This is a genomic window from Streptomyces sp. R818, from assembly GCF_056172735.1.
In genome coordinates this window covers 360,729-385,608 of record NZ_JAOCNE010000011.1, presented here as the reverse complement: position 1 = coordinate 385,608, position 24,880 = coordinate 360,729, and the positions used below count along the sequence as shown (strand labels likewise).

The window sequence follows — 24,880 nt, the reverse complement described above, 5'->3', positions numbered from 1 at the left end:
GGGGCAGCGGCGCCGGGTGCAGCCGCTTGGGCCCCGCGAAGGCGAACGGGGAGCAGCGCTCGCCCCACACCGGGTCGAAGAGCACCCGTACGCCGTCGATCTCCACGAGGACGCTGGAGTGGCCCATCCAGGTGACGCGCAGCCCGCTCGCGGCGGGTTTCGCCAGGTCGGCGAGGGTGGTGGCGTGGACGGGGACGGTGCCCGTCGGGGCGCGCCTGGCCCGCTCCTCCTTCTGGAAGTAGAGCTTCGCGAAGTCGAGCATCGAACCGTCGGGCTTGGTGCGGGTGCCCTCCGGGTTCTGGAACTGCCCGTCGGCGAAATTCGGCGACCTGCGGATCCGTGCAAGGCGGGCGCCCGTGGCCTCGGCGCCGAAGGCTGCGGGCTGCAGGGAGCGCAGCCCGGGAGTCAGGGAACGTGGCACAGCGCCTCCCGTTGATCGATCAGGGTGTTCCATTATGTGCCGCGGGCACGGAGGTCAGGAGGCGGACTCCAGATGCGCCTTGATGAGGTGCGGGTCCAGGAAGCCCTTGGCCGTCACGCGGTCCCCGGAGGACTCGCCGCGCAGCCTGCGCCCGATCCACGGCACCAGGAACTCGCGGGCCCAGTGGATGTCGTCGCGGCGCACCGCGAACGTGCCGCGCGGCGGGAGGAGCGGCCACGCCTGCTCGGGGTCGGCGGGCACGTCGAGGCCGAGCGCCTGGGCGGCGCGCAGGGCGACGCGGGTGTGGCCCTCGGCGGAGAGGTGCAGACGGTCCTCGTCCCAGGCCCTGCGGTCCTGCACGGACTTGAGGGACCACAGGTCGAGCACGGGGCAGCCGTAGCGGTCGGCGATGGCGCGTACGTGCATGTTGTACGTGGCGATCTTGCCGCGCAGGTGCTTGAGGACGGCCACGTCGCGGGTGTCGAAGCCGGTGGCGACCATGACGGTCCCGGCGGCGTCGGCGAGCCGGGCGACGGCCTTCTCGAACCGCTCGGCCACGTCGTCCGGGTCGGTGCCGGGCCGGATGATGTCGTTGCCGCCCGCGACGATCGTGACGAGGTCCGGGGCGAGCTCGACGGCCTTCGGGACCTGGTCGGCGACGATCTGGTCGATGAGTTTGCCGCGTACGGCGAGGTTCGCGTAACTGAAGGTGTCCTCGGGAACGCGGTCGTCGAGGAGGACGGCGAGCCGGTCGGCCCACCCGACGAAGGACCCGTCGGGGCCGGGGTCGCCGACGCCCTCGGTGAAGCTGTCCCCCACGGCCGCGAAGGACCGAATCGTTCCGCCGGCCGCTCCGCTGATCGTCGCGCTGACCGTTCCGCCGCTGAGTGCTCTCGATTCGTTTGCCACGACCACACATCTTTCACCTTCGGGTGTGACCTACGCGATCGTAACCAGGGGTTGACGAGGGGTGAGAAAACACACTCGGCGCCCGGGGAATAACCCCGGGCGCCGAAGAACACGCAGGTGCGGTGGTGTCAGATGCTGACGCCGTGGCCGCGCAGGTAGGCGACCGGGTCCACGTCGGAGCCGTAGTTCGGGGACGTGCGGATCTCGAAGTGCAGGTGCGGCCCGGTGACGTTGCCGGTCGAGCCGGACAGGCCGATCTGCTGGCCGGCGGTCACGGTCTGCCGGCGGAGACGCCGAGGGACGACATGTGGGCGTACTGCGAGTAGTGGCCGTCGGCGTGCTGGATGACGACCTCGTTGCCGTACGCGCCGTCCCAGCCGGCCGAGACGACGGTGCCCGGGCCGACGGCCTTGATGGCGGTGCCGGTGGGCACGACGAAGTCGGTGCCGGTGTGGTAGCCGCTGGACCACATCGAGCCGGAGGCGTGGTAGGCCGTGCCGGTCGAGCCGTCGACGGGCTTGACCCAGCCGGAGCTGTTCGTGGTCGTGCTCGTGGCGGTCGTGGTGGAGGCCTTCTGCCCGGCGCCGTTCAGCGTGAGCTTCATGCCGGGCTTGATGCGGTTCGCGTCCGAGCCGACGACGCTCTTGTTGGCCTCGTACAGCTTCTTCCAGCCGCCGTCGACCTTCTGCACGTCGGCGATCTTGGAGAGCGTGTCACCGGACTTGACCGTGTAGGTCTGCGCGGTGGTGTCGCCGGTCGCCGCGTGGGCGCCGGCGGCGCCGATCAGCGGCAGGGCGAGCGCGGCCCCGCCGGCCGAGACGACGGCGGCGGCGCGGGTGATGCGCTGGGTCTTCGAGCGACGGTGCTTTCCCTGAGCGGGCATGCCGGTCTTCCTCTCCGTCGCCTACGAGGTGAGCTGTCGGGTTCGGGCTGGAGCTGCCCGGCCGCGCCCCGGTGCACGGGACACGGCTTCACCCCTAGCCGCATGGGGGAATTCCCTGGCGGCGTTCTGCCTGTGGGTCCCCCGCTCCTGCCGTCACGGGTCGTTGTACGGGAATCCGGGCGGCGGCAGGATTAGGCGTTCCGTCCGGAGTGAATGGTGACCGTAATGCAGTGGCAAAGGCGGCGACAAACAGCGAATTCGCCGGAGGGCCCGATTTCTTGATCGTCTAAGGGTTTCCTGTGTCACCCAGCGTCAATGGGGGACCTTTTCCGCCGTTGCGCCGCTTAGGAATTCCGCAGAATGCAATGCCGGTTGATCGCCACGGACGGTCACGGTTATGAGCCTGCTCACCCTTCCCGTCGGGGTGTGCCTCGCGGGCCGTGTCGTATCGTCTGACCGGCGCCCGCTGACACGAGCAACGCGGGCGCATTCGACCCGGGAGGAGCCCCCGTGACGCAGCACGTCCCGTCCACCGAGCCCGAGCTGACCGGAGTGCGCAACTTCCGTGACGTGGGCGGCCTTCCGACCGTGGACGGCCGGCGCGTGCGTCCGGGTGTGCTCTACCGCAGCGGCCACCTCGCCCACGCCACCGCCGAGGACGCCGCGTTCCTCGCCGGGCTGAACCTGCACACAATCTTCGACTTCCGCAACGACGCGGACCGGCGCCTCGACGGCGCCGACGTCGAACTGCCCGGCGTGCGCAATGTGAACCTGCCGCTGACCGACCCGGCGGACGGCGCCGAGTTCTGGAAGATGGTGCGCGACGGGAACATAGACCAGCTGCGTTCCCTGCTCTCCGAGGGCCGCGCGGCCAATCGCATGATCACCTCGTACCGCGCGATCATCTCCGGGCGCACCGCCGAGCACAGCCGCGTCCTGCACGCGCTCGCCGAGGACAGCGTGCCCGCGCTCATGCACTGCGCGGCGGGCAAGGACCGCGCGGGTCTGTCGATCGCCGTGACACTGCTCGCGGTCGGCGTCGAGCGGGACGCCATCGAGGCGGACTACCTGGAGTCGAACGCCAAGCACCGCCGCTACAAGGTGCGGCGCAGCGGCACCACGGCCGACACCTACTCCCCCGAGGTCATGGAGCTGCTCGGCCCGCTCTTCGACGCCCGCGCCGACTATCTGCGCGCGGCGTTCGAGACCATCGAGGAGACCTGGGGCACGACGGACCGCTACTTCGAGGAGGGGCTCGGGTTCGGCGCGGCCGACCGCGACCGGCTGCGCGAGCGCCTCCTCGACTGAGAAGAGCCCCTACTGGTTCGCGCCCAGCGTGAAGAGCATGTAGATGAAGGCGGCCAGGGCGTGGCCCGCGAAGACGTAGACGAGGACCCGCACCCAGATGCCGCGGGGCAGCTTGTCCTCGATGTTCCGGTTCTCAGCCATGTCAGACCTCTCGGGCCTCTCGGGTCGGGCCGGCCGCCGGGCCGAGGCACAGCGCGGCGGTGGGGCTCTGCAACAGGGTGTGGACGAAGAGGAGCTCGGCCCCGCCCCGGTCCGCGGCGGCGATCCGGTGCGGGGTGAGCGAGTCGAAGTGGGCGCTGTCACCGGGTTCCAGCCGGTAGGACGTGTCGCCGAGGCGCAGGTCGAGCCGGCCTTCGAGGGCGTAGAGCCACTCCTCGCCGGGGTGGACGCGGACGATGTCGCCCTGCGAGCCGTACGGCACGTGGACCCGCAGGGCCTGCATGCCGCGCCCCGGGGAACCGGCCTGGAAGTAGGTCCAGCCGCCGGCCTCGGTGGCCTCCATGGCGTCGGCACGGACCACGGCGTCACGGTCGGCGGGGGTCTCGCCCAGGAGTTCGGAGACCGTCGTACCGTAGATGCGGGCGAGCGCGAGCAGCATCGGCAGCGACGGCTGGCGCCGGCCCGTCTCCAGGCGGGACAGATGCGCGGGTGAGAGCCCCGCGGAGCGGGCGGCGGCCTCCAGGGTGAGGGCCGCGCGGCGGCGCAGGGCGCGCAGCTGGGGTGCGACGGCGGGCAGCTCGGCGGGGGCCGGAGCCTCCTCCGGCAGGGCAGGGCTCATACTCCGATTGAGCCAGAGCCCTGCCCGAGAGGCAAATTTCTTGCCTCAGAGACAAACTCGCCTTTGAAACAGACCGTGCAGGGCACCGGCTACCTGTTGGCGACCGCCTGCTTGATCAGTGTCCTGCCGAAGTCCCACATCAGGCCACCGCCGCTGTGCGCGTCGTCCATCACAGCCGTGAACGCCTCCACGAAGCGGTCGACGTCGGCCTCGTCGATCACCAGTGGCGGGATCAGCTTGATCACTTCGAGGTGGTCGCCGGAGACCTGCGTCAGGATGCGGTGCTTCTGGAGCAGCGGCACGACCACCATCTGCGCGAACAGGCCCTTGCGCGCGGCCTGGAGCATGGCCCAGCGGCTGCGCAGCTTGAGCGACTTGGGCCGGCCGAACTCGATGCCGATCATGAGGCCGCGCCCGCGCACGTCGCTCAGCAGCTCGTACCGGTCGATCAGCGCGGTGAGCTTGGCGGCGAGCAGTTCGCCCATCACGCGCGCGTGGGCCACCGTCTCCTCGTCCTCCATGACGGAGAGGACGGCGAGGCCCGCCGCCATGGCCTGCGCGTTGGCGCCGAAGCTCGCGGAGTGGACCAGGACGCGGTCCATGGACGAGTAGACCTTCTTGAAGATCCAGTCCTTGCCGATGGTCGCGCCGACGGGCACATAGCCGCCGGAGAGCGCCTTCGCCACGCAGACGAGGTCGGGCTCGACGCCGTCCTCGTGCTGGTAGGCGTAGAAGTCGCCGGTGCGGCCGAGCCCGGTCTGCACCTCGTCGGCGATGAGCAGCGCCTTGTGCTTGTGGAGCAGCTCCTGTGCGGCGCGCAGGTAGCCGGGCGGTGCCTCGTGCACGCCCTTGCCCTGGATCGGCTCGACGATGAGCCCGGCGACATCGCCCTTCTTCAGCTCCTTCGCCAGGGCGTCGAGGTCGCCGAGCGGCACGGCCGTGTCGGGCAGCAGCGGCGCGAACCCGTCGCGGAAGCCGTCCTCGCCGTTGACCGAGAGCGATCCCGTGGTCAGGCCGTGGAAGGCGTGCGCGCAGTACAGGACGCGCGGCTTGCCGGTGGCGTAGCGGGCGAACTTGAGCGCGGTCTCGACCGCCTCGGTGCCGCTGTTGCCGAAGAAGACGCGGTCCAGGTGCGGGCTGTGGGTGAGCAGCTTCTCGGCGAGCAGGCCGGGCAGCGGCTGGCAGTCGAACCGGGTGAGGTCGGCGAGCGAGGCGTCGAGCACGTCGTGCAGCGCCTTGCGCACGACCGGGTGGTGGCGGCCGAGGCCCATGACGCCGAACCCGGCGAGCATGTCCAGGTAGTCGTTGCCGTCCGCGTCCCAGAAGTGCGCGCCTTCGGCCCGCTCGTACACCTTGTCGAAGCCGATGGTGTGGAGCATCTTCGGCAGCTGGTGGTTGAGGTGCCTGGTGTGCAGCTCGTACCGTTCGCCGCCGCGCTCGGCGAGGAGCTTGCCGAGGTCGAACTCCTTGGTCATACGTGGTTCTCCTTGCCGGCCTGTGCTGACGTGCTGGCCTTCGGGTTCAAGCTCGTACTGATGCGACCGGCGATCTCGACCGGGGTCAGGCCGATGTCCGCGAGCACCTCGCCCCGTTTCGCGTGGCCCAGGAACTGCTCGGGTATGCCGAACCGCCGTACGGGCACGTCGACGTCGGCGTCGCCGAGAGCGAGCGCGACGGCCGAACCGACGCCCGCCGCACGGGAGTTGTCCTCGACGACGGCGACGAGGTCGTGCGCGGCGGCGAGCGGCGCGAGGTCCGGGTCGACCGGCTTGACCCACCGGGGGTCCACGACCGTGCAGGCGATGCCGCGCGCTTCGAGGAGTTCGGCGGCCCGGAGGCTGACCGGGGCCATCACGCCGACGGAGACGAGCAGCACGCGCGCGTGCTCGGCCCGGTGCAGGACGTCGATGCCGCCGACCCGGTCGACGGCGGGCACCGGCGCCCCCACGGACTCCTTGGGGAAGCGCAGCAGGGTCGGGGCGTCGTCGACGGCGACGGCCTCGCGCAGCTGCGCGCGGAGCTGGTCGGCGTCGCGCGGCGCGGCGATCCGCAGGCCGGGGACGACCTGGAGGACGGACATGTCCCACATGCCGTTGTGCGAGGCGCCGTCGACGCCGGTCACCCCGGCCCGGTCGAGCACGAAGGTGACGCCGCAGCGGTGCAGGGCGACGTCCATGAGGAGCTGGTCGAAGGCGCGGTTGAGGAAGGTCGCGTAGACGGCGACCACCGGGTGCAGGCCGCCCGTCGCGAGCCCCGCGGCGGAGACGGCGGCGTGCTGCTCGGCGATCCCGACGTCCCAGACGCGGCCCGGGAACTCCTGCGCGAACTTCGTCAGGCCCACCGGGTGCAGCATGGCCGCGGTGATCGCGACGACGTCCTCGCGCTCCCGGCCGATCCTCGCGATCTCCTCGCCGAAGACCGAGGTCCAGGACGGACCGTTGGAGGGGGCGAGCGGTTCGCAGGTCAGCGGGTCCATGACGCCGACGGTGTGGAAGCGGTCGGCGTCGTCGGCGAGCGCGGGCTCGTAGCCGCGGCCCTTCTCGGTCAGGCAGTGCACGAGGACGGGGCCGTGGAAGCGCTTGGCACGGCGCAGCGCGGACTCCATGGCGCCCACGTCGTGCCCGTCGATCGGCCCCACGTACTTCAGGCCGAGGTCCTCGAACATGCCCTGCGGGTTGAACGCGTCCTTGAACCCCTTCTTCGCGCCGTGCAGGGACTCGTACACCGTGGGGCCGACCACGGGCGTGCGCAGGAGGACGTCCTTGCCCCAGGCGAGGACCCTCTCGTAGCCGTCGGTGGTGCGCAGGGTGGCCAGGTGGTTGGCGAGGCCGCCGATGGTGGGCGCGTAACTGCGCTCGTTGTCGTTGACGACAATGATCAGCGGGCGGTCCTTGGCGGCGGCGATGTTGTTGAGCGCCTCCCAGGCCATGCCGCCGGTGAGCGCGCCGTCGCCGATGACGGCGACGACGTGGCCGCGCTCCCCCTGGACCTGGCGCGCCTTGGCGAGGCCGTCGGCCCAGCCGAGGGCGGTGGAGGCGTGGCTGTTCTCGACGATGTCGTGCTCGGACTCCTCGCGCGAGGGGTAGCCGGAGAGGCCGCCCTTGCCGCGCAGCTTGGAGAAGTCCTGCCGTCCTGTCAGGAGTTTGTGCACGTAGCTCTGGTGGCCGGTGTCCCAGACCAGCTTGTCGACGGGCGACTCGAAGACCCGGTGCAGTGCGATGGTCAGCTCCACCACGCCCAGGTTGGGTCCGAGGTGGCCGCCGGTCCTGGCGACCGCGTGGACCAGGAACTCCCTGATCTCGGCAGCCAGTTCGCCGAGCTCTTCCTCGCTCAGCGCCTTCAGGTCGCGCGGCCCCCGGATCGTCTCCAGAATCGTCACGTTCGAGCCCCCTTCCCGTTCCGAATGCACGGATTCCGCATGCACGGACTCAGCTCACGGTGACGCCGGGCGTACCCGACGCGACGCCGTCCTTCTCCATCTGCTCGGCGATCTTCATCGCCTCCTCGATCAGCGTCTCGACGATCTTCGACTCGGGGACGACCTTGATGACCTCGCCCTTGACGAAGATCTGGCCCTTGCCGTTGCCGGAGGCGACGCCGAGGTCGGCCTCGCGGGCTTCGCCGGGACCGTTCACCACGCATCCCATGACGGCGACGCGCAGCGGCACCTCCATGCCGTCGAGCCCCGCGGTGACCTCGTCGGCCAGCTTGTAGACGTCCACCTGCGCCCGTCCGCAGGAGGGGCAGGAGACGATCTCCAGGCGCCGCTGCCGCAGGCCGAGCGACTCCAGGATCTGGATGCCGACCTTCACCTCCTCGGCGGGCGGCGCGGACAGGGAGACGCGGATGGTGTCACCGATGCCCTCGGAGAGCAACGCCCCGAACGCGACAGCCGACTTGATGGTGCCCTGGAACGCGGGGCCCGCCTCCGTGACGCCGAGGTGGAGCGGGTAGTCGGAGGCGGCGGCGAGCTGCCGGTAGGCGTTGACCATGACGACCGGGTCGTTGTGCTTGACGGAGATCTTGATGTCGCGGAAGCCGTGCTCCTCGAAGAGGGACGCCTCCCACAGCGCCGACTCGACGAGCGCCTCCGGGGTCGCCCTGCCGTACTTCGCGAGCAGCCGGCGGTCGAGCGAGCCCGCGTTGACGCCGATGCGGATCGGGGTGCCGTGGTCACGGGCCGCCTTGGCGATCTCCTTGACCTTGTCGTCGAACTGCTTGATGTTGCCCGGGTTCACCCGGACCGCCGCACACCCCGCCTCGATCGCCGCGAACACGTACTTCGGCTGGAAGTGGATGTCCGCGACCACCGGGATCTGCGACTTGCGCGCGATCGTCGCGAGCGCGTCCGCGTCGTCCTGCGTGGGGCACGCCACCCGCACGATCTGACAGCCTGACGCGGTCAGCTCGGCGATCTGCTGGAGCGTGGCCCCGATGTCCGAGGTCCGTGTCGTCGTCATCGACTGCACGGACACCGGCGCGCCGCCTCCCACGGCCACCGGTCCGACCTGGATCCGGCGGCTCGCGCGCCGCTCGGCCAGGGGCCGGACCGGTACCTCGGGGAGGCCCAGTGAGACAGGCTCTCCGGCATTCACGGCGTCGTCACCCACGGTTCCCGGCGACGGTCTCGGTCATCGCCCGCAGGGACTCCTTCAGGGAGCCCATGGTGGCGAGCACGGCCGTCGGCTCGTAGCCGCAGTGCGCCATGCAGTTGGCGCAGCGCGGGTCCTTGCCGCGCCCGTACGCCTCCCAGTCGGTCTTCTCGATCAGCTCCCGGTACGTGGGCACGTAGCCGTCGCTCATCAGGTAGCAGGGCCGCTGCCAGCCGAAGAGGGAGTAGTTCGGGATCGCCCACGCGGTGCACGGGAAGTCGACCTTGCCCTCAAGGAAGTCGAGGAACAAAGGCGAGTGGTTGAGCCGCCAGCGCCGCCGGTTGCCGCCCGCGAACGCCTTCTTGAACAGCTCGCGGGTCTGCGTGACGCCGAGGAAGTGCTCCTGGTCGGGGGCCTTCTCGTAGGCGTAGGCGGGCGAGATCATCATCTCGTCGACGGCGAGGTCGTCGTTGAGGTAGTTCATCACCTCGATGATGTTCTGCGGGGTGTCGTTGTTGAAGAAGGTCGAGTTGGTGGTGACCCGGAAGCCGCGCTTCTTGGCCTCCTTGATCGCCTCCACCGCCTCGTCGAAGACGCCTTCCTTGGCGACCGACTCGTCGTGGCGCTCGCGCATGCCGTCGATGTGCACGGTGAACGCGAAGAACGGCGAGGGCTTGAACTTGTCGATCTTCTTGCGCAGCAGCATCGCGTTGGTGCACAGGAAGACGTACTTCTTCTTCGCCACCAGCTGGCGCACGATCTCGTCGATCTGCGGGTGCATCAGCGGCTCGCCGCCCGCGATGGACACCATCGGCGCACCGGACTCCAGGACGGCACCCACCGCCTGGGCGACGGGCATGCGCTGTTTGAGCACGCCCGCCGGGTGCTGGATCTTTCCGCACCCCTCGCACGCGAGGTTGCAGGCGTAGAGCGGCTCCAGCTCGACAATGAGCGGGAACTTGTCCCGCCTGCGGATCTTCTGTTCAGCGAGATACGTCGCAACCTTGATGGACTGGCGAAGCGGCATGGCCATCTGGCTCACCTCCGAGGGAGCAGCAAAGAACGGTGCCATTCGAAAAAAGCAGGAAGGACGGAACGAAGCACACGGAAGGCCGACAGACCACCGCGCAGCGTGCCGATCCGGACGAGTTCATGTTCTGGAGCGTCGACGACCACCCGGACGGCCGCAACCGGACGTCCGTCGCCGCCGGGGGCAGCCGTGGCCGCGCGCAGGGTCGCCGCGGACTCCATGTCGACGGCGATCGCGCCGGTGGCGAGCAGCTCGCCGCGCTCGTGACCGCGGATCACATGGTCGGAGCCGGTGAGCGGACCGGTGTGCACGGTGCGCCCCGGCACCGCTCTGACCAGCTCTTTCACCAGGAGATCCGGGGACACGCACGGGGTGCTCCCGTGGGCGTCGCGGGTCTCCTCGGCCACGACCAGGTCACCGGGGTGCATGCCGGGCGCGAGCCCGGCGCAGAAACCGGTGGCGACCACGGCGGCGTCGCGCAGGGCGGCACCTTCGAGGGCGCGGGTCATGGCCCGTTCGGCGGCCTTCGGCCCCATGCCCGTACGGAGCAGGGTCATGGGCGCGCCGGCCCCGCCGCGGCCCCCGGTGCGCAGGGCGACGCGCTCGATGCCGAGCGCGCACGCGACGAGCAGCGGGGCGGCCGCCGCGTCCCTGGTCATCCGCTTCCCTTGACCGGGCGTGCGGCCAGGTCGGCGAACGGCTCGCCGTGGACGTAGCGGCCGAGCGCGGTGAGCGGGAAGACGTGCCGGTACAGGTGGTAGTTGATGGAGAAGTCCCAGGGAAAGCCGGTCCCCGTGAAGTACGGCTCGTCCCAGGTGCCGTCCTCGGTCTGGGTGGCGGTGAGGAACGCGATGCCCCGCTCGACGGCCCTGGACTCCCGCTCCCCCGCCGCGAGCAGCGCGAGCAGCGCCCAGGCGGTCTGCGAGGCGGTGGAGGCGCCCCGCCCCTTCCAGTCCTCGTAGCGGTAGGAGCGCAGGTCCTCGCCCCAGCCGCCGTCGTCGTTCTGCACGGATTCCAGCCAGGTGACGGCGCGGCGGATCGCGGGGTGCGTGGTGGGCAGCCCGGCCGCGGTGAGCGCGGGGACCACCGATCCGGTGCCGTACACGTAGTTGACGCCCCAGCGGCCGAACCAGGCGCCGTTCTCCTCCTGGTCGGCGAGGAGCCACTCGATGCCGCGGCGGGTGCGCGGGTCGTTGGTCTCGCCCTCGATGGCGAGCATCTCCACGACGTGCCCGGTGACGTCCGCCGAGGGCGGGTCGATGACCTCGCCGAAGTCGCAGAACGGCAGCCGGTTGGGGAACGGGCTGGTGTTGTCGACGTCGAACGCGGCCCACGCCCCGTTCCTCGACTGCATCCCCAGGTTCCAGCGCACGCCGCGCCGGATGGCCTTCTCGACGCGCGCCTTGTCCGGGTGGTCCACGCGGCGCAGGGCGAGGACGACCTCGGCGGTGTCGTCGATGTCGGGGTAGTTGTCGTTCTCGAACTCGAAGGCCCAGCCGCCGGACTCCAGGCGCGGCCTGCGCACCGACCAGTCGCCGGGGCGGTCGATCTGCTCGTCCAGCATCCACGTGGCGGCCCTGACCAGGCTCGGGTGGTCGGCGGGGAGTCCGGCGTCGGCCAGGGCGATGGTGGCGAGGCAGGTGTCCCACACCGGGGACTGGCACGCCTCGATCATCCGGGCCCCGTCCTCGCGCCACACGGCGAACCGGTCGAGGGAGGCCAGCCCGGCCTTCAGCACGGGGTGTTCGAGGTCGTAGCCGAGCAGGTGCAGGGCGATCACGGAGTAGACCGCGGGCGGCTGGATCCCGCCCCAGCAGCCGTCGTTCTCCTGGCGCTCGATGATCCAGCGGGCGGCGGTGTTGACCGCGGCCTTGCGCAGCCGCTTGAGGGCGACCTTGCGGTAGCCGTGCATGACCTTGTCGAGCCGCTGGAACGCGCCGTCCCAACTCGCCACGCGGGCAAGGGGCTTGGCCGGGTTCGGGTCGCCCGCGTCGGTGTGCAGCTCGTCGAGGGGGAACGGCGCGGGCCGCACCGGGCGCTTCGCGGACACGATGGTGAGCGGCACGATGGTCTGCCGCGCCCAGCATCCGAAGTCGTAGATGTTGAGCGGCATCCACTTCGGGAAGTAGATGAGCTCCGGCGGCAGTTCGGGGAGGTCCTCCCACTTCCACCAGCCGAAGAGTGCGAGCCAGATCCGGGTGAAGACGCGGCTCTCGGCGATGCCGCCGCGCTCGCGGACCCACGCGGAGGCCCGCGCCATGTGCGGGGCGTCCGGGGCGTCCCCGGCGAGCCGCAGGGCGACGTAGGCCTCGATGGTGACGGAGAGCTCACCCGGTCCGCCGTAGAAGCTGGCCCACGTGCCGTCCTCGCGCTGCTCCCCGCGGATGAAGAGGGCGGCGGCGTCGGTGGTGGCCTTGTCCCTGATCCCCAGGAACTGGCGAAGCAGCAGGTCCTCGGCGTCCATCGTCACGTTGGTGTCGAGGTCGCCCTTCCACCAGCCCTGGGCGTCCTGCCGGGCGAGCAGGAAGTCCGTGGCGCGCTGTATGGCTCGGTCGGCGGCGCTTGGTGCCCCGGTCGCCTCGGGGGTGGTGCCGGTCAGGTGGGCAGTGGTGGCCGAGGTCGGCGCGGGAGCTACGGCTCCGGTGCTTCCGTCGGTCGTCGCTGTCATGGCTATCCCTTCGTGCAGTGGTTCATCTCTGCTGGGTAACCGTCGGCCGATGCCCTGGAGAGGCACCGGCCGGCGACGCGCGTCATATGCGGCCGATAATGATCATCTCTTCCGTACGACGACGAAGTCGGCGAGCGCCGCGAACTGGGCGCGCACCGGGTCGGGCATCTGGACGGAGTCCAGGGCTTCCAGGGCGACGGTGTGCTGGCGCCGCGCCTCCTCGGTGGTCCACTCGCGCCCGCCGGCCTCCTCGATGAGGGCGGCGCGGGCGGCGAACTCCGCCTCGGAGAAGGTGTCGAAGTCGCTGTTCTTGGCGTCGGCGGCGAGGAGTTCGCCGAGCCGCTCGGAGGCCGGGCCGCCCGCGGCGAGCGCGGCGACGACCGGCAGCGACTTCTTGCGCTGGCGCAGGTCGCTCCAGGTCTGCTTGCCGGTGGACTCGGGGTCGCCCCAGATGCCGAGCAGGTCGTCGACGGCCTGGAAGGCGAGGCCCAGGTGGTAGCCGTACTTCTCCAGCGCGTCGGCGTCGCTGTCGTTCGCGCCGCCGAGGACGGCGCCGATGGAGGAGGCGCAGGCGAGCAGGGCGCCCGTCTTGTTGCCCTCCATCTCCAGGCACTCCTCGACGGTGACGCGCTCGCGGTGCTCGTAGGAGATGTCCTGCGCCTGGCCGTCGATCAGGGCGCGGCTCGCGGCGGTGAGGCGGCGCGTGGCGCGCCCCGCGTCGACGGAGGCCAGCTCCAGGAGCACCTCGTTGGCCAGCGCGAACAGGGCGTCGCCGACCAGGATGGCCTGGGCGGGGCCGTGCACCTTCCACACCGTGTCGCGGTGGCGGCGCTGCTCGTCGCCGTCCATCAGGTCGTCGTGGAGCAGCGAGAAGTTGTGCACGAGCTCAACGGCCACGGCGCCGGGCACGCCGACCTCGGGGGCGGCGCCCGCGGCCTGCGCGGAGAGCACGGCGAGCGCGGGGCGCACGGCCTTGCCGCCGTCGCCGTCGGCGGGGTTGCCGGCCGCGTCGATCCAGCCGAAGTGGTACGCGGCGACGGTGTCCATGGGCGGCGCGAGGCGGTCCACGGCCTTCTTGAGCACCGGCGTGGCCAGGGTGCGGCCGCGCTCCAGAAGGGCGGTCACGTCCACCGCGTCGGCAGCCGTTCCGGCCGAGGGCACAGGTGGCACAGTTTCTCCTTGGTTAACCGATGTCGGCGTGGGAGCCGGGGCAGGTGCTGCCGGGGCGGGTTCGGTGCTCACGCCGCCTCCCGGAACAGATGGCCGCGGGGGCGGTCGAGCGCGGCGAGGGCCGCGTCGGCGGCGCTGCTGCCGCTGCGGACGGCGCCTTCCATGGTCGCGGGCCACCCGGTGGCGGTCCACGCGCCGGCCAGGTAGAGGCCGGGGGCATTGGTGCGGGCCGAGGGCCGCAGGGCGCCGACGCCGGGGGTCGGCGCGAAGGTCGCCGTCCGCTCCCGGGTGACGAAGAAGTCGTGCACCTTGGCGCCGCGCGCGGCGGGAAGCAGGCGCTCCAGCTCGGGCAGGTAGCGCTCGCGCAGTACGGCGACGGGCTCGTCGATGTCGTCCTGCGCGGCCGACTGCGACACGGCCAGGTACTGCCCTTCGGTCACCCCGGACGCCTCGGTGCGGTCGAAGACCCACTGGACCGGGGAGCCGAGCGCGGTGAAGAACGGCTGCTTGAGCACCTTGCGGTCGTAGACGACGTGCAGGTTGAGGATGGGAGCGGTGCCGATCTTCAACAGGCGCCCCGCGTCGTCGAGCGCGCCCTCGGGCAGCAGGTCGTACGCCTCGCGCTGCGGTACGGCGAGCACGACGGTGTCGGCGGTGAGAACCTGGCCGGATCCGTCCGCGCTCCCGACCCCTTCGGGAACTTCCACGCGCCAACGCCCGTTCTCCGTACGGGAGATGGAGGTGGCGCGTGTACGGAGTGCGGTGCGTACCCCGGCGGAGTCGAGCGCCTTGCGGGCCAGGGTGTCGTGGAGTTCACCGAGGGGTACCCGGGCCCAGCCGATGTCGGAGGCGCCAGGATCGGAGAGCAGCCCGGTCTTGAACACCATGGCGGCCAGACCGAGGGAGGACTCGCCCGCCACCGCGTTCAGGGTCGCTACGCCGATGAGGTCCCACAGCGCCTCGACGGCGCGCGGCGACTGACCGTGCCGGGCCAGCCAGGAGCCGAAGTCCTGGTCGTCGAGTGCCGGGTCGGCGGGGTCGAGGCTCTTGAGGGCGAGGGCCGCGCGGCCGACGCCCGCGCGCTCGGCCAGGGACAGGTGCGGGTACAGGGCCAGGCTCTTGGCCAGGTGGAGCGGTACGGGCAGCGCGGTGCGGCGCAGACGGCCGAGCCGGTTCGTGTCGGCGTCGAGCACGGGGACGTCGAGACGTTCCTGCAGGGGCGCGAGCGACGTGGCGGAGATGCGGTCAAGGAACCAGCGGTAGGCGGTGCAGCAGCGCAGGTACACGTGCTGTCCGTTGTCGACGGTGAGGTCGCCGCGCTTGAAGGAGAAGGCGAGACCGCCGAGGCGGGGCCGCCCTTCGAGGAGCGTGACGTCCATGCCGCCGTCGGCGAGCGAGAGCGCGGCGGTGACCCCTGCGAGCCCGCCGCCGATCACCACCGCGGCGGGCCGGCCTCGGGACCCGGCCTGGTCCGCGTCGCGCGCTTGCGGCGCCGTGTCGGCGGTGCTCATGCGCCCTCTCCCTCGATGCTGTCGATGGTGCGTACGGCCTGTGTGCGGCGGGGTTCGACGGGTGTGACGAACGCCGGGCCGGCCGTTGCATGCAGGGACGCCGCGCCGGTGTGGAGGGTTGCCCGCCACTTGGCCGCGGAGCCGGCAGAGGACACCGGAATGCCCATCAGGCGCGCCTCCTGACCGTGGCGCGCGAGATGGTGCGCGCGTCGAGCCCGGACAGGCCGCGCACGGCGACGTACGCCTTCTCGTGGCCGGGCAGCGAGACCCGTCCGCGGAGCACCGCCTCCGGCTCGCGCTCGATGCGGTCGAGCAGGCGCCGGTAGATCCCGGCCATGGCGGCGACGCAGGCACCGGAGCGCCGGTCCAGCATGGGCAGGAGGCGGTACCCCTCAGCGAAGAGCGCGCGGGCCCGGCGGACCTCGAAGTGCACGAGCCCGGTGAAGTCCGAACCGGCGGGCGGGAGGGGTCCGTCGAACCCGGCCGAGCAGCCGAACTTGGCGAGGTCCTCGGCGGGCAGGTAGGTGCGCCCGTCACCGGCGTCCTCGCGCAGGTCACGCAGGATGTTGGTGAGCTGGAGGGCGAGCCCGAGCGTGTCGGCGTACTCGGACGCCCGCTCGGCCTCGCGCGCCCCGGGTTCGGTGCCGAAGACGCCGAGGGAGACCCGGCCGATGGCGCCGGCGACGCACCGGCAGTACACCTTCAGGTCGTCCCAGGTCTCGTAGGTCTCGCCGCGCAGGTCCATCAGGACGCCGTCGATCAGCTCGTCGAGCCCGCCGAGCGGGATCGGGAAGCGGCCCGCGGCGTGCGCGAGCGCGACGGCCACCGGGTCGGTGCCGTCCTCCTCGACCTTGCCGTCCCGCACCCGGCCGAGCAGCGCCCGGGTCTCCTCCAGGCGGGACGCCTTCACGTCGGGCGCGAGGGTGCCGTCGCCGATGTCGTCGACGCGGCGCGAGAACGCGTACACCGCCGACATGGCACGTCGCTTGGCGGTCGGGAGCAACCGGATGCCGTAGGCGAAGTTGCGGGCCTGTTGGCCTGTGACGGTCTCGCAGTAGCTGTATGCGGCGAGCACCGGTGCCGACACGTTCTGGTCAGACTCCACGGTTCTGCTCACCCCTCTCCTCGCAGAGTCGCTCCCACCTCGCGCAGCAGCTGGAGCTTGGTGGGCTTGGGCGGTCCGTTAAGGACGTCGTACGAAACGGCGGTGATCGCGTGGATCGCCGCCTTCCCCCCACCCGCGAACCCGGCAAGCAGCAGCTTCAGCCTGCCGTGGACGCTACCCACCAGGGGGGTGCCTTCATTCAGGAGCCGGAGGGCGCGTTCCGCTTCGAACGCGACCAGCGCGCGCACCGATGCGCCCGCGGTCGCGGCGGCCAGATCCGACTCCTGGACGTGGAACTCTTTCATGTCTTCGGCGGGGAGGTAGATGCGGTCACGCCCCAGGTCCTCGGCGACGTCCTGCAGATGCTCGACGATCTGCAGACCGGTGCAGACCGCGTCCGAGCGGCGGATCCGCTCGGGGGTCGCGGTGCCGGTGATGGCGAGGACGAGGCGGCCGACCGGGTTGGCGGACAGCTCGCAGTACGCGACGAGGTCGTCGTAGGTCTCGTAGCGGCTGACGATCTGGTCCTGGCGGTTGGCCTCGATGAGCCGGACGAACGGCTCGGGGGTGAGCGAGCGGCGCCGGACCGTGGGCTGCAGGGCGGCGAGGAGCGGGTGACGGGGCGTCGACTCGAACACGCGGTGCAGGTCGGCCTCGAAGGCGTCGAGCATCGCGAGGCGGTCGTCCGCCCGTTCGGGTGACACGCCGAGCAGACGGGCGTCCGCGCCGCCCGGGGCGAGGTCGCCGTCGCCGATGTCGTCGACCAGGCGTGCGAATCCATAGACGGCCATCAGGTCGTCGCGCCAGGCGCGCGGCAGGAAGAAGGGGGCCACGGGGAAGTTCTCGTGGGCGGCCTTGTCGAGGGTGGCGCCCGCCGGGCCGTCCAAGGGCTCCGGGCGCACACGGGGGGCTGCGCTCACCGGGCGCGGTCCGTCTCCGGAACGACGGCGAAAGCCTCGTGGACCTGGAGAGTTTCCGTAGCCATTGCCGTCACGTCTCCCGTTCTACACTGCGGACCTATTACATCCTATTTCGGACACGCCGCCCAATAAGACCCGGTACAGCTTACGTTGTACAACGATGGCCGCCACCGCGGGGTGTTCCGCGCATCACAAGAACACACCGATTGACGCCAAGATTCCTCGCGTACAAGGAAGTTGACCGATCGTTGACCGTGATCGTCGCTGTTCCGGTCAATTAATTGGTACTTACAGACATATTGGAGGCCCCGCCCGGAGGGATCCGGTGGGGCCTCATGAGACGCGGCCGGGAAGGCGGGCGGTTACCTGCCCGTGAACTTCTCGTACTCCTTCAGTACCTCCGCCGTCGGACCGTCCATACGCAGCTCTCCGCGCTCCAGCCAGAGGACGCGGTCGCAGGTGTCGCGGATCGACTTGTTGTTGTGGCTGACCAGGAAGACCGTGCCCGCGTGCTTGCGCAGCTCGCGGATGCGCTCCTCGGAGCGCTTCTGGAAGGAGCGGTCACCCGTGGCCAGGGCCTCGTCGATCATCAGGACGTCGTGGTCCTTGGCGGCCGCGATGGAGAAGCGCAGGCGGGCCGCCATGCCGGAGGAGTAGGTGCGCATCGGCAGGGTGATGAAGTCGCCCTTCTCGTTGATGCCCGAGAAGTCGACGATCTGCTGGTAGCGCTCCTTGATCTCCTCGCGGGACATGCCCATCGCCAGGCCGCCGAGGATGACGTTGCGCTCGCCCGTCAGGTCGTTCATCAGCGCCGCGTTCACGCCGAGCAGCGAGGGCTGGCCGTCGGTGTAGACCTTGCCCTTCTCGGCGGGCAGCAGACCGGCGATGGCGCGCAGCAGCGTCGACTTGCCCGAGCCGTTGGAGCCGATGAGGCCGACGGCCTCGCCCCGGTAGGAGGTGAAGGAGACGCCGCGCACGGCGTGCACCTTGCGCACGCCCCGCTCGTCGCCGCGCTTGAGTATGCGGCTCAGCGCCGAGGTGGCGCTGCCCTTGCCGGTCCGTGTGCCGTTGACCCGGTACACGATGTGCAGGTCGTCCGCGATGACCGTGGGCACCCGGGCCCCGGCCGCCTTGTCGAGTTCAGCCACGGCCGTACCGCTCCTCAGACTTCCAGAAGTAGATGAAGCCCACGGCCCCGATGACGACCGCCCAGCCGGCCGCGAAGGCCCAGACGTGCGGCGGCAGGTACGAGGACCCGTAGTCGTCGATCATGGCGAACCTGATCAGGTCCATGTAGAGCGAGGCGGGGTTCCACTGGAGGACGTCCGCGAGCCAGGTCGGCGCGTTCTTGTCCGCCAGCATCGCGGGGATGCTGAACATGACGCCGGAGGCGTACATCCAGGTCCGCATGACGAAGGGCATCAGCTGCGCCAGGTCGGGCGTCTTGCTGCCGGCCCTGGCGAAGATCAGCGCGAGGCCCGTGTTGAAGACGAACTGCAGGAGCAGCGCGGGCAGCACGAGCAGCCAGGAGAGCGCCGGGTAGATCCCGAAGCCCACCATGACCAGGACGAGCACGATCATCGAGAAGAGCAGCTGCTGGAGCTGTTGCAGCGCGAACGAGATCGGCAGCGAGGCCCGCGGGAAGTGCAGCGCCCGCACCAGGCCCAGGTTGCCTGAGATCGCCCGGACACCGGCCATGACCGAACTCTGCGTGAAGGTGAAGACGAAGACGCCGGTCACGAGGAAGGGCACGTAGATGTCGTGCGGGATGCCCTTCCTGGCGCCGAGCAGCAGGCCGAAGATGAAGAAGTAGACCGCGGCGTTCAGCAGGGGCGTCGCCACCTGCCAGACCTGGCCGAGCTTGGCCTGGCTGTACTGGGCGGTCAGCTTCGCCTGGGAGAAGGCGACGATGAAGTGGCGCCTGCTCCACAGCTGTCGTACGTACTCGAACAGGCCGGGGCGGGCTCCGCTGACGGACAAGCCGTACTTGGCGGCGAGCTCGGCCGGGGAGAGCCCGTCGTCGGGCGACGGGGCCGCGGTCACCGCGACCGGTCCGTCATGCGTTGTCTCACTCACAAGGGGAACTTTCGTCTTCAAAAGCACAGCCTGGTCGGGCGGGGGGAAGAGCCACGGCCCGCGTTGGGCCGCATGCTCTCAGACGTGAGCTTGTCAGATGACAGGTGGCCGGCCCAGTCGGGTCAGCCGCCACACCGTACGCCACTTCATGGGTCGCCTGGGGCCGCAGGGCGCGGTCCAGCCCTCCTTGAAGCCGCCGAACCACGCCTTGAGGGCGGGGCCCGAGGGGCGGCGGGCGAGGGTGAGGAGCAGCCACACGCCGAGGTACACGGGGACCAGCGGCGCGGGCAGGTTGCGGCGGGCGAGCCAGACCCGGTTGCGGGCCACCATGCGGTGGTAGACCGCGTGCCGGGAGGGCGCCGTCGTCGGGTGGTTCAGGACCATGTCCGCGCGGTAGTCGATCATCCAGCCCGCGTCGAGGGCCCGCCAGGCGAGGTCGGTCTCCTCATGGGCGTAGAAGAAGGACTCGGGCAGCGGGCCGACCTCGGCGATCACGCGCGTACGGACGGCGTTGGCGCCGCCCAGGAACGTGGTCACGCGCGAGGAGCGCATCGGGTCGGCGGCGCGCAGCCTGGGCACGTGGCGGCGCTGGGTCTCGCCGGTGTCCGGGTCGGCGATGCGGAAGCTGATGATGCCGAGCTTCGGGTCGGCGGCGAACGCCTCGCGGCACAGCTCGGCCGTGTCGGTCAGCGGCAGCAGGCCGTCGTCGTCGAGGAAGAGCAGGATGTCGACGTCCGACCCCGAGGGGCCGAACGCCTCGATGCCGACATTGCGCCCGCCCGGGATGCCGAGGTTCTCGGGCAGCTCCACGGTCCGTACGCCCTCGGGGACGTCCGGCACCGGGGAGCCGTTGCCGACCACGACCACCTCGACGGGGTCGCCGTCCTGCTTGGCGACCGAGTCGAGGAGGGCGCGCAGCTCGGCGGGGCGGTTGCCCATGGTGATGATCACCGCGCCGACCTTGGCGCCCCGTGCCGGGCTGCTCACTTCAGCCTGCTCGACGCGAGGATGGACACCAGGTGCAGCAGCGTCTGGAGCAGCGCGATGCCCGCGAGGACGGCCACGCCGAGGCGGGTGAAGAACAGGTCGCCCCGGATCTGGTCCACGATCGCGAGGACCAGGATCAGCAGGCTGGCCTCGATGCCGAGGATCAGCCGGTGGAACTTGAGCGCGGAGGCGGCCTTGCGGGCGAGCGCCATGCCGGAGGCGCGGATCTCGGAGGCGGACTCCTTGACCTGCTCCTTGCCGCTCTGCGCGCGGGCCACGCCGACGAGGTCGGTCTCGGCCTTGATGAGGATGGCGCCGAGCGCGGCGAGCGTGCCGAGGAAGGCCCACAGCCAGTCGATCCGGCCCGTGCCGAAGAGATCGGCGGCGCGCAGCCCGAAGCCGACCAGGACGGCGGCGTCGGTGAGGTACGCGCCGACGCGGTCCATCCAGACCCCGGCGAGGGAGTACTGCTTGCGCCAGCGGGCGATCTCGCCGTCGACGCAGTCGAGCAGCAGGTACAGCTGGACCGCGACGACGCCGAGGACGGCGCCCCAGATGCCCGGCACGAGCAGGGCGGGGGCGGCGAGGACGCCGCAGACGGTCATCAGGTAGGTCAGCTGGTTGGGCGTGACCTTGGTGTTCACCAGGTGGCGGTCTATGCGCAGCGAGATCTCGCGCATGTAGAGCCGTCCGCCCCAGTGCTCGCCGCTGCGTCGGTCCTTCACCCCGGCGGGGTGGACGACCGGGCGGAGCTCAGCTACCGATGGCTTGTGCATAGTCGGCGTATGCGTCCCTGATCTGGTCGGTGGTGAGGTTCAGGTGTTCGAGGATCGTGTAGCGGCCGGGGCGGGTCTGCGGAGCGAACTCCACGACCTTGACGAACTCCTCCACGCTGAAGCCGATCTCCTCGGGCAGCACGGGAAGGCCGTGGCGGCGCAGCACGGCAGCCATGTGGCGGGACTCCTCGTGGGCGCCGCGCAGGTGCATCGCGAAGGCCGCGCCGAGGCCGCACTGCTCGCCGTGGCTGGCGGCGCGCTTGGGGTAGAGGAGGTCGAAGGCGTGGTTGATCTCGTGGCAGGCGCCGGAGGCGGGCCGCGAGTCGCCGGAGACCGACATGGCGATACCGGTCAGGACCAGCCCTTCGGCGAGGACCTGGAGGAAGGCGTCGTCGCCGACGCCGCCGGGGTGGCGCAGGACGGCCTCGCCGGCCTGGCGGGCCATGGCGGCGGCAAGGCCGTCGATGTCCTCGCCGCGCTCACGCGCGGCCAGCTCCCAGTCCGCGACCGCGGAGATGTTCGACAGCGCGTCACCGATGCCGGAGCGCACGAAGCGGACCGGCGCCTCCCGGATCACGTCGAGGTCGATGACGACGGCGATGGGGTTCGGCACGCCGTACGAGCCGCGGCCCGCGTCGTTGTCGAGGGTCGCCACGGGCGAGCACAGGCCGTCGTGCGACAGGTTCGTCGCGACGGCGACCAGGGGCAGGCCCACGCGCGCGGCGGCGAACTTGCCGCAGTCCACGATCTTGCCGCCGCCGAGGCCGACGATGGCGTCGTAGCGGCCGGCCTTCTTGACGTCGTCGGCGAGCTGCACGGCGTCGTCGAGGGTGCCGCCGCCGACCTCGAACCAGTCGGCGCGGGGCAGCGAGGGCTCCAGGCGGGCGCGCAGGGCGGCGCCCGAGCCACCGCTGATCGCGATGGCCAGGCGCCCCGTGGACGACGAGATCCTCTGGTCGGCGAGGACCCCGGCCAGGTCGTTGAGCGCCCCCGGCCGGATGTCGACGACGACCGGCGAGGGAATCAGCCTCGTCAGTACTGGCACGCGATCTCCCTGGCCTTGGCGAGGTCGTCGTGGTTGTCGATCTCGACCCACTTCACGTCGCCGATGGGGGCGACGTCGACCTTGAAGCCGCGGTTGACGAGCTCCTGGTAGCCGTCCTCGTAGTACAGCTGCGGGTCGCGCTCGTAGGTGGCCTTGAGGGCGTCGGCCAGCTCGTCGGCGGCCTCGCCCTCGATGAGGGTGACACCGATGTACTCGCCGGTGGCCTCGGCCGGGTCCATCAGCTTCGTGATCTTCTGGACGCCCTTGGCGGGGTCGACGACGACCTTCATCTCCTCCTCGCCGAGGTCCTTGACCGTGTCGAGGGCGAGGATGATCTTCTTGCCGTCGCCGCGGGCGGCGAGCAGCGTCTTCTCGACGGAGACGGGGTGCACGGTGTCGCCGTTGGCGAGGATCACCGAGTGCTTGATGGCGTCACGGCCGCACCACAGCGAGTAGGCGTTGTTCCACTTCTCGGCGATGTCGTTCTCGATGAGCGTCAGCTTCAGGCCGTACTTCTCCTCGAGGGCGGCCTTACGCTCGGCGACGACCTCCTTGCGGTAGCCGACGATGATGCCGACTTCCTCGAGGCCGATCTCGGCGAAGTTCTTGAGGGTGAGGTCGAGGACGGAGAGCTCGTTCTCGGTTCCCTCGCCCGCGACGGGCACGAGCGCCTTGGGGAGCGTCTCGGTGTAGGGGCGGAGCCGGCTGCCGGCGCCGGCGGCCAGGACGAGGCCGATCATGCGGGTTCTCCTTCATCGTGTACGGCGGGCGCCCCACGACGGGCGGAGGCGACCCAGAAGCGGATGCTCTCGGCGAGCACCACGAGTGCCACGACCACGGCGAGCACCGTGAGCGCGAGCGTGAAATCTGTCGGTGTGAGCAGCGCGGCCAGCAAGGTGACCAGGAGGGTCCTGCCGTCGTGCCCGCCGATGGCGTGCACCAGCCAGCGCGGGGGCGCTCCCGTACCGCCGCGGATGCGGTACACCGTGTCGTAGTGATGGTAGGCGACGGCCGCGACCAGCCCGAATGCCGCGGGAAGCGCTCCTTGGACGTCCGCCTTGGCGGCGATCAGGAGGACGGTGCCGTACTCGGCGGCGCGGAAGAGCGGCGGGACCAGCCAGTCGAGGGGGCCGGTGAGGGGCCCGGAGACGGCGAGGGAGGAGAGGAGCGCGTAGACGCAGGCGGCTCCGAAGTAGTCCCAGTTCCCGTAGTCGGAGACGGCCACGTCGATGACGAGGAGGGCGGCGGCCACGGCGGCGAACAGCGGGGCCGCGTAGCCGCCGCCGCGCAGCTTGCGGATGGTGCCGCCTTCGAGGAGGCCCGTGTCGGCCAGGTCGGCGAGGGCCTGGGCGGCGCGCGGGGTGCGCTGCGCCTTGCGGGTCAGCGAGCGCAGGAGGCGTCCGGCGGTGGTGTAGCAGGCGGCGAGCGCGCAGCCGATCAGCAGGACGTAGAAGGTGATGCGCGGCGTGGTCACCGCTGTGAGGACCGCGATCAGCGCCCAGCGTTCGCCGATCGGCAGGACTATCATCCGGCGCACCCAGACCGTCCACCCGACGCTGTCGAGCTTGTCGGAGAGCGCGGCGGTGGGGCTGGTGTTCGCGGTCGCGTCGTGGTTCGCCTCGTTGAAGGAGAAGTCGACGACATGGCGGCAGGTCTGGAGCACCATCGCGCCGAGCGCCAGGGCCCATACATCGTCACTGTCGCCCGTCGCGTTCGCCGCGCCGAGCGCGAGGCCCGCGTAGTACGCGTACTCCTTCGCGCGGTCGAAGGTCGCGTCCAGCCAGGCGCCGAGCGTCGAGTACTGCAGCGAGTAGCGGGCGAGCTGCCCGTCGGTGCAGTCCAGGACGAAGGAGAAGAGCAGCAGCACACCGGCGGCGACGAAGCCGGGCCGGGTCCCCGTGGCCGCGCAGCCCGCCGCGATCAGGGCGACGAGCAGCGAGGCGGTGGTGACCTGGTTCGGGGTCAGGCCGCGCCGGGCGCACCAGCGCGCGATGTAGCGCGAGTAGGGGCTGATGCAGTACGTGGTGAAGAAGCCGTCCCGCGCCTTGACCGCCGTCCGCAGCCGGATCGCCTCGTCGTCGACGGCGGCGACGGACTGGCGGGCCTCGTTGCGGGCCTGCGGGTCGGCGGGCACGGCGGCGACGAGTTCGCCCAGCTCGGGGCGGTGCACGTCGGTGCCGGCCGCCTCCAGGCTCTTGGCGACGGCGTCGGGCGCGATCCCGGTGTCCGCGACCGCGCGCCGGAGGGCCTCGCGGCCGTCCGGCTTCGTGGTGACGGCGCCGGGGATCGCGGACGCGGTGAAGCGGGGGTCGGTGAGGCCGAGGCGCAGGGCGTGGACGTGGCCCACGAAGCCCGCGTCGACGACCGCGACCCGCTGGTCGCCGGGGACGCCGGCGAGCGCCGCTTCGGCGTCGGCCGCGTCCGGGGCGAGTCGAACGTCGAAGCCCAGTGCCCGCAGATCGCCCTCCAGGGACGACCCGGGAACCGGCTGACCGGTGACAATGGCGGTCGACAGACGAACTCACTCCTTGGGTGCCGACGCGAGCGCGCCGGGCTCATGCACGGTGGAGGCGCCCAAAGCTCCACACCTGGGGGTGGCCGGGCGGCATGTCGGCAGAGGCTATCGGATGCGGGCAAGCGGACGTTCACCGCCCGTTCACGCCCCGATCCGCCCCTGTCCCACGCGGACTGCTGGGTCCAG

At 71.0% G+C, this 24,880-nt stretch carries 21 protein-coding genes, 2 pseudogenes and 1 riboswitch; of the genes and pseudogenes, 1 reads left to right on the top strand and 22 read right to left on the bottom strand.

The window, feature by feature from the left end:
• The 3 genes and pseudogenes from N5I75_RS26395 to N5I75_RS26385 all read right to left on the bottom strand — a co-directional run.
• Positions 1–454: pseudogene (locus N5I75_RS26395) on the bottom strand (MBL fold metallo-hydrolase); the annotation flags it as partial.
• Positions 455–475: 21 nt separating this feature from the next.
• Positions 476–1,282: an SGNH/GDSL hydrolase family protein gene (locus tag N5I75_RS26390; RefSeq protein ID WP_476681312.1), complete on the bottom strand. Its 807-nt coding sequence runs from the start codon at positions 1,280–1,282 to the stop codon at positions 476–478.
• 176 nt (positions 1,283–1,458) lie between these two features.
• Positions 1,459–2,213 (bottom strand): annotated as a pseudogene (locus tag N5I75_RS26385) (M23 family metallopeptidase).
• 5 nt (positions 2,214–2,218) lie between these two features.
• Positions 2,219–2,405: riboswitch (cyclic di-AMP (ydaO/yuaA leader) on the bottom strand.
• 318 nt (positions 2,406–2,723) lie between these two features.
• On the opposite strand from N5I75_RS26385, the gene N5I75_RS26380 reads away from it, so the two are divergent.
• Positions 2,724–3,521 carry a tyrosine-protein phosphatase gene (locus tag N5I75_RS26380; RefSeq protein ID WP_476681264.1) on the top strand — a complete coding sequence of 266 codons (798 nt, stop codon included), beginning with the start codon at positions 2,724–2,726 and terminating at the stop codon, positions 3,519–3,521.
• A 9-nt stretch (positions 3,522–3,530) separates the two neighbouring features.
• Here N5I75_RS26380 and N5I75_RS26375 read toward each other — a convergent pair whose 3' ends face one another.
• The 19 genes from N5I75_RS26375 to N5I75_RS26285 all read right to left on the bottom strand — a co-directional run bounded on the left by N5I75_RS26375 (position 3,531) and on the right by N5I75_RS26285 (position 24,694).
• Positions 3,531–3,662: a DUF6126 family protein gene (locus N5I75_RS26375; protein ID WP_476681262.1), complete on the bottom strand. Its 132-nt coding sequence runs from the start codon at positions 3,660–3,662 to the stop codon at positions 3,531–3,533.
• A gap of 1 nt (position 3,663) precedes the next feature.
• On the bottom strand, positions 3,664–4,299 hold the full coding sequence (locus N5I75_RS26370) for a helix-turn-helix domain-containing protein (protein WP_476681260.1): 636 nt from the start codon (positions 4,297–4,299) through the stop codon (positions 3,664–3,666).
• An 89-nt stretch (positions 4,300–4,388) separates the two neighbouring features.
• Complete coding sequence (locus N5I75_RS26365) at positions 4,389–5,774, bottom strand: aspartate aminotransferase family protein (RefSeq protein ID WP_476681258.1); 1,386 nt, start codon at positions 5,772–5,774, stop codon at positions 4,389–4,391.
• Entirely contained in the window at positions 5,771–7,678 is a 1,908-nt protein-coding gene (gene dxs, locus N5I75_RS26360) for a 1-deoxy-D-xylulose-5-phosphate synthase (protein ID WP_476681256.1), read from the bottom strand. Before dxs ends, N5I75_RS26365 begins: the two co-directional genes overlap by 4 nt.
• 49 nt (positions 7,679–7,727) lie before the next feature.
• Positions 7,728–8,894, bottom strand: a complete 1,167-nt coding sequence (gene ispG, locus N5I75_RS26355; protein WP_476681254.1) for a flavodoxin-dependent (E)-4-hydroxy-3-methylbut-2-enyl-diphosphate synthase — start codon at positions 8,892–8,894, stop codon at positions 7,728–7,730.
• Positions 8,895–8,901: 7 nt separating this feature from the next.
• The gene (gene hpnH, locus N5I75_RS26350) at positions 8,902–9,924 is read right to left on the bottom strand and encodes an adenosyl-hopene transferase HpnH (protein WP_476681252.1); all 1,023 of its coding nucleotides are present in this window, start codon (positions 9,922–9,924) and stop codon (positions 8,902–8,904) included.
• Between the two features lie 5 nt (positions 9,925–9,929).
• Positions 9,930–10,580: a phosphorylase family protein gene (locus tag N5I75_RS26345; RefSeq protein WP_476681250.1), complete on the bottom strand. Its 651-nt coding sequence runs from the start codon at positions 10,578–10,580 to the stop codon at positions 9,930–9,932.
• The gene (gene shc / locus N5I75_RS26340) at positions 10,577–12,589 is read right to left on the bottom strand and encodes a squalene--hopene cyclase (protein ID WP_476681248.1); all 2,013 of its coding nucleotides are present in this window, start codon (positions 12,587–12,589) and stop codon (positions 10,577–10,579) included. The genes N5I75_RS26345 and shc overlap by 4 nt, the downstream gene beginning before the upstream one ends.
• Positions 12,590–12,691: 102 nt before the next feature.
• The gene (locus N5I75_RS26335; RefSeq protein WP_476681310.1) at positions 12,692–13,750 is read right to left on the bottom strand and encodes a polyprenyl synthetase family protein; all 1,059 of its coding nucleotides are present in this window, start codon (positions 13,748–13,750) and stop codon (positions 12,692–12,694) included.
• Positions 13,751–13,827: 77 nt separating this feature from the next.
• Complete coding sequence (gene hpnE / locus N5I75_RS26330) at positions 13,828–15,270, bottom strand: hydroxysqualene dehydroxylase HpnE (protein ID WP_476681246.1); 1,443 nt, start codon at positions 15,268–15,270, stop codon at positions 13,828–13,830.
• 166 nt (positions 15,271–15,436) lie between these two features.
• On the bottom strand, positions 15,437–16,387 hold the full coding sequence (hpnD, locus tag N5I75_RS26325) for a presqualene diphosphate synthase HpnD (RefSeq protein WP_476681244.1): 951 nt from the start codon (positions 16,385–16,387) through the stop codon (positions 15,437–15,439).
• Positions 16,384–17,295, bottom strand: a complete 912-nt coding sequence (gene hpnC / locus N5I75_RS26320) for a squalene synthase HpnC (protein ID WP_476681242.1) — start codon at positions 17,293–17,295, stop codon at positions 16,384–16,386. The genes hpnD and hpnC overlap by 4 nt, the downstream gene beginning before the upstream one ends.
• 362 nt (positions 17,296–17,657) lie before the next feature.
• Entirely contained in the window at positions 17,658–18,443 is a 786-nt protein-coding gene (locus tag N5I75_RS26315; protein WP_476681240.1) for an ABC transporter ATP-binding protein, read from the bottom strand.
• Positions 18,436–19,371 (bottom strand): ABC transporter permease, encoded by a 936-nt coding sequence (locus N5I75_RS26310; RefSeq protein WP_476681238.1) that lies wholly within the window; start codon positions 19,369–19,371, stop codon positions 18,436–18,438. The genes N5I75_RS26315 and N5I75_RS26310 overlap by 8 nt, the downstream gene beginning before the upstream one ends.
• A 93-nt stretch (positions 19,372–19,464) precedes the next feature.
• A complete protein-coding gene (locus N5I75_RS26305; protein ID WP_476681308.1) occupies positions 19,465–20,310 on the bottom strand; it encodes a glycosyltransferase family 2 protein in 846 nt (281 codons plus the stop codon).
• Positions 20,311–20,354: 44 nt separating this feature from the next.
• On the bottom strand, positions 20,355–21,134 hold the full coding sequence (locus N5I75_RS26300; RefSeq protein ID WP_476681236.1) for a CDP-alcohol phosphatidyltransferase family protein: 780 nt from the start codon (positions 21,132–21,134) through the stop codon (positions 20,355–20,357).
• Complete coding sequence (locus N5I75_RS26295) at positions 21,112–22,179, bottom strand: iron-containing alcohol dehydrogenase family protein (protein WP_476681234.1); 1,068 nt, start codon at positions 22,177–22,179, stop codon at positions 21,112–21,114. The genes N5I75_RS26300 and N5I75_RS26295 overlap by 23 nt, the downstream gene beginning before the upstream one ends.
• Complete coding sequence (locus tag N5I75_RS26290; RefSeq protein ID WP_394428921.1) at positions 22,167–22,919, bottom strand: phosphocholine cytidylyltransferase family protein; 753 nt, start codon at positions 22,917–22,919, stop codon at positions 22,167–22,169. Before N5I75_RS26290 ends, N5I75_RS26295 begins: the two co-directional genes overlap by 13 nt.
• On the bottom strand, positions 22,916–24,694 hold the full coding sequence (locus N5I75_RS26285) for a DUF5941 domain-containing protein (RefSeq protein ID WP_476681306.1): 1,779 nt from the start codon (positions 24,692–24,694) through the stop codon (positions 22,916–22,918). Before N5I75_RS26285 ends, N5I75_RS26290 begins: the two co-directional genes overlap by 4 nt.
• Positions 24,695–24,880 lie beyond the last annotated feature (186 nt).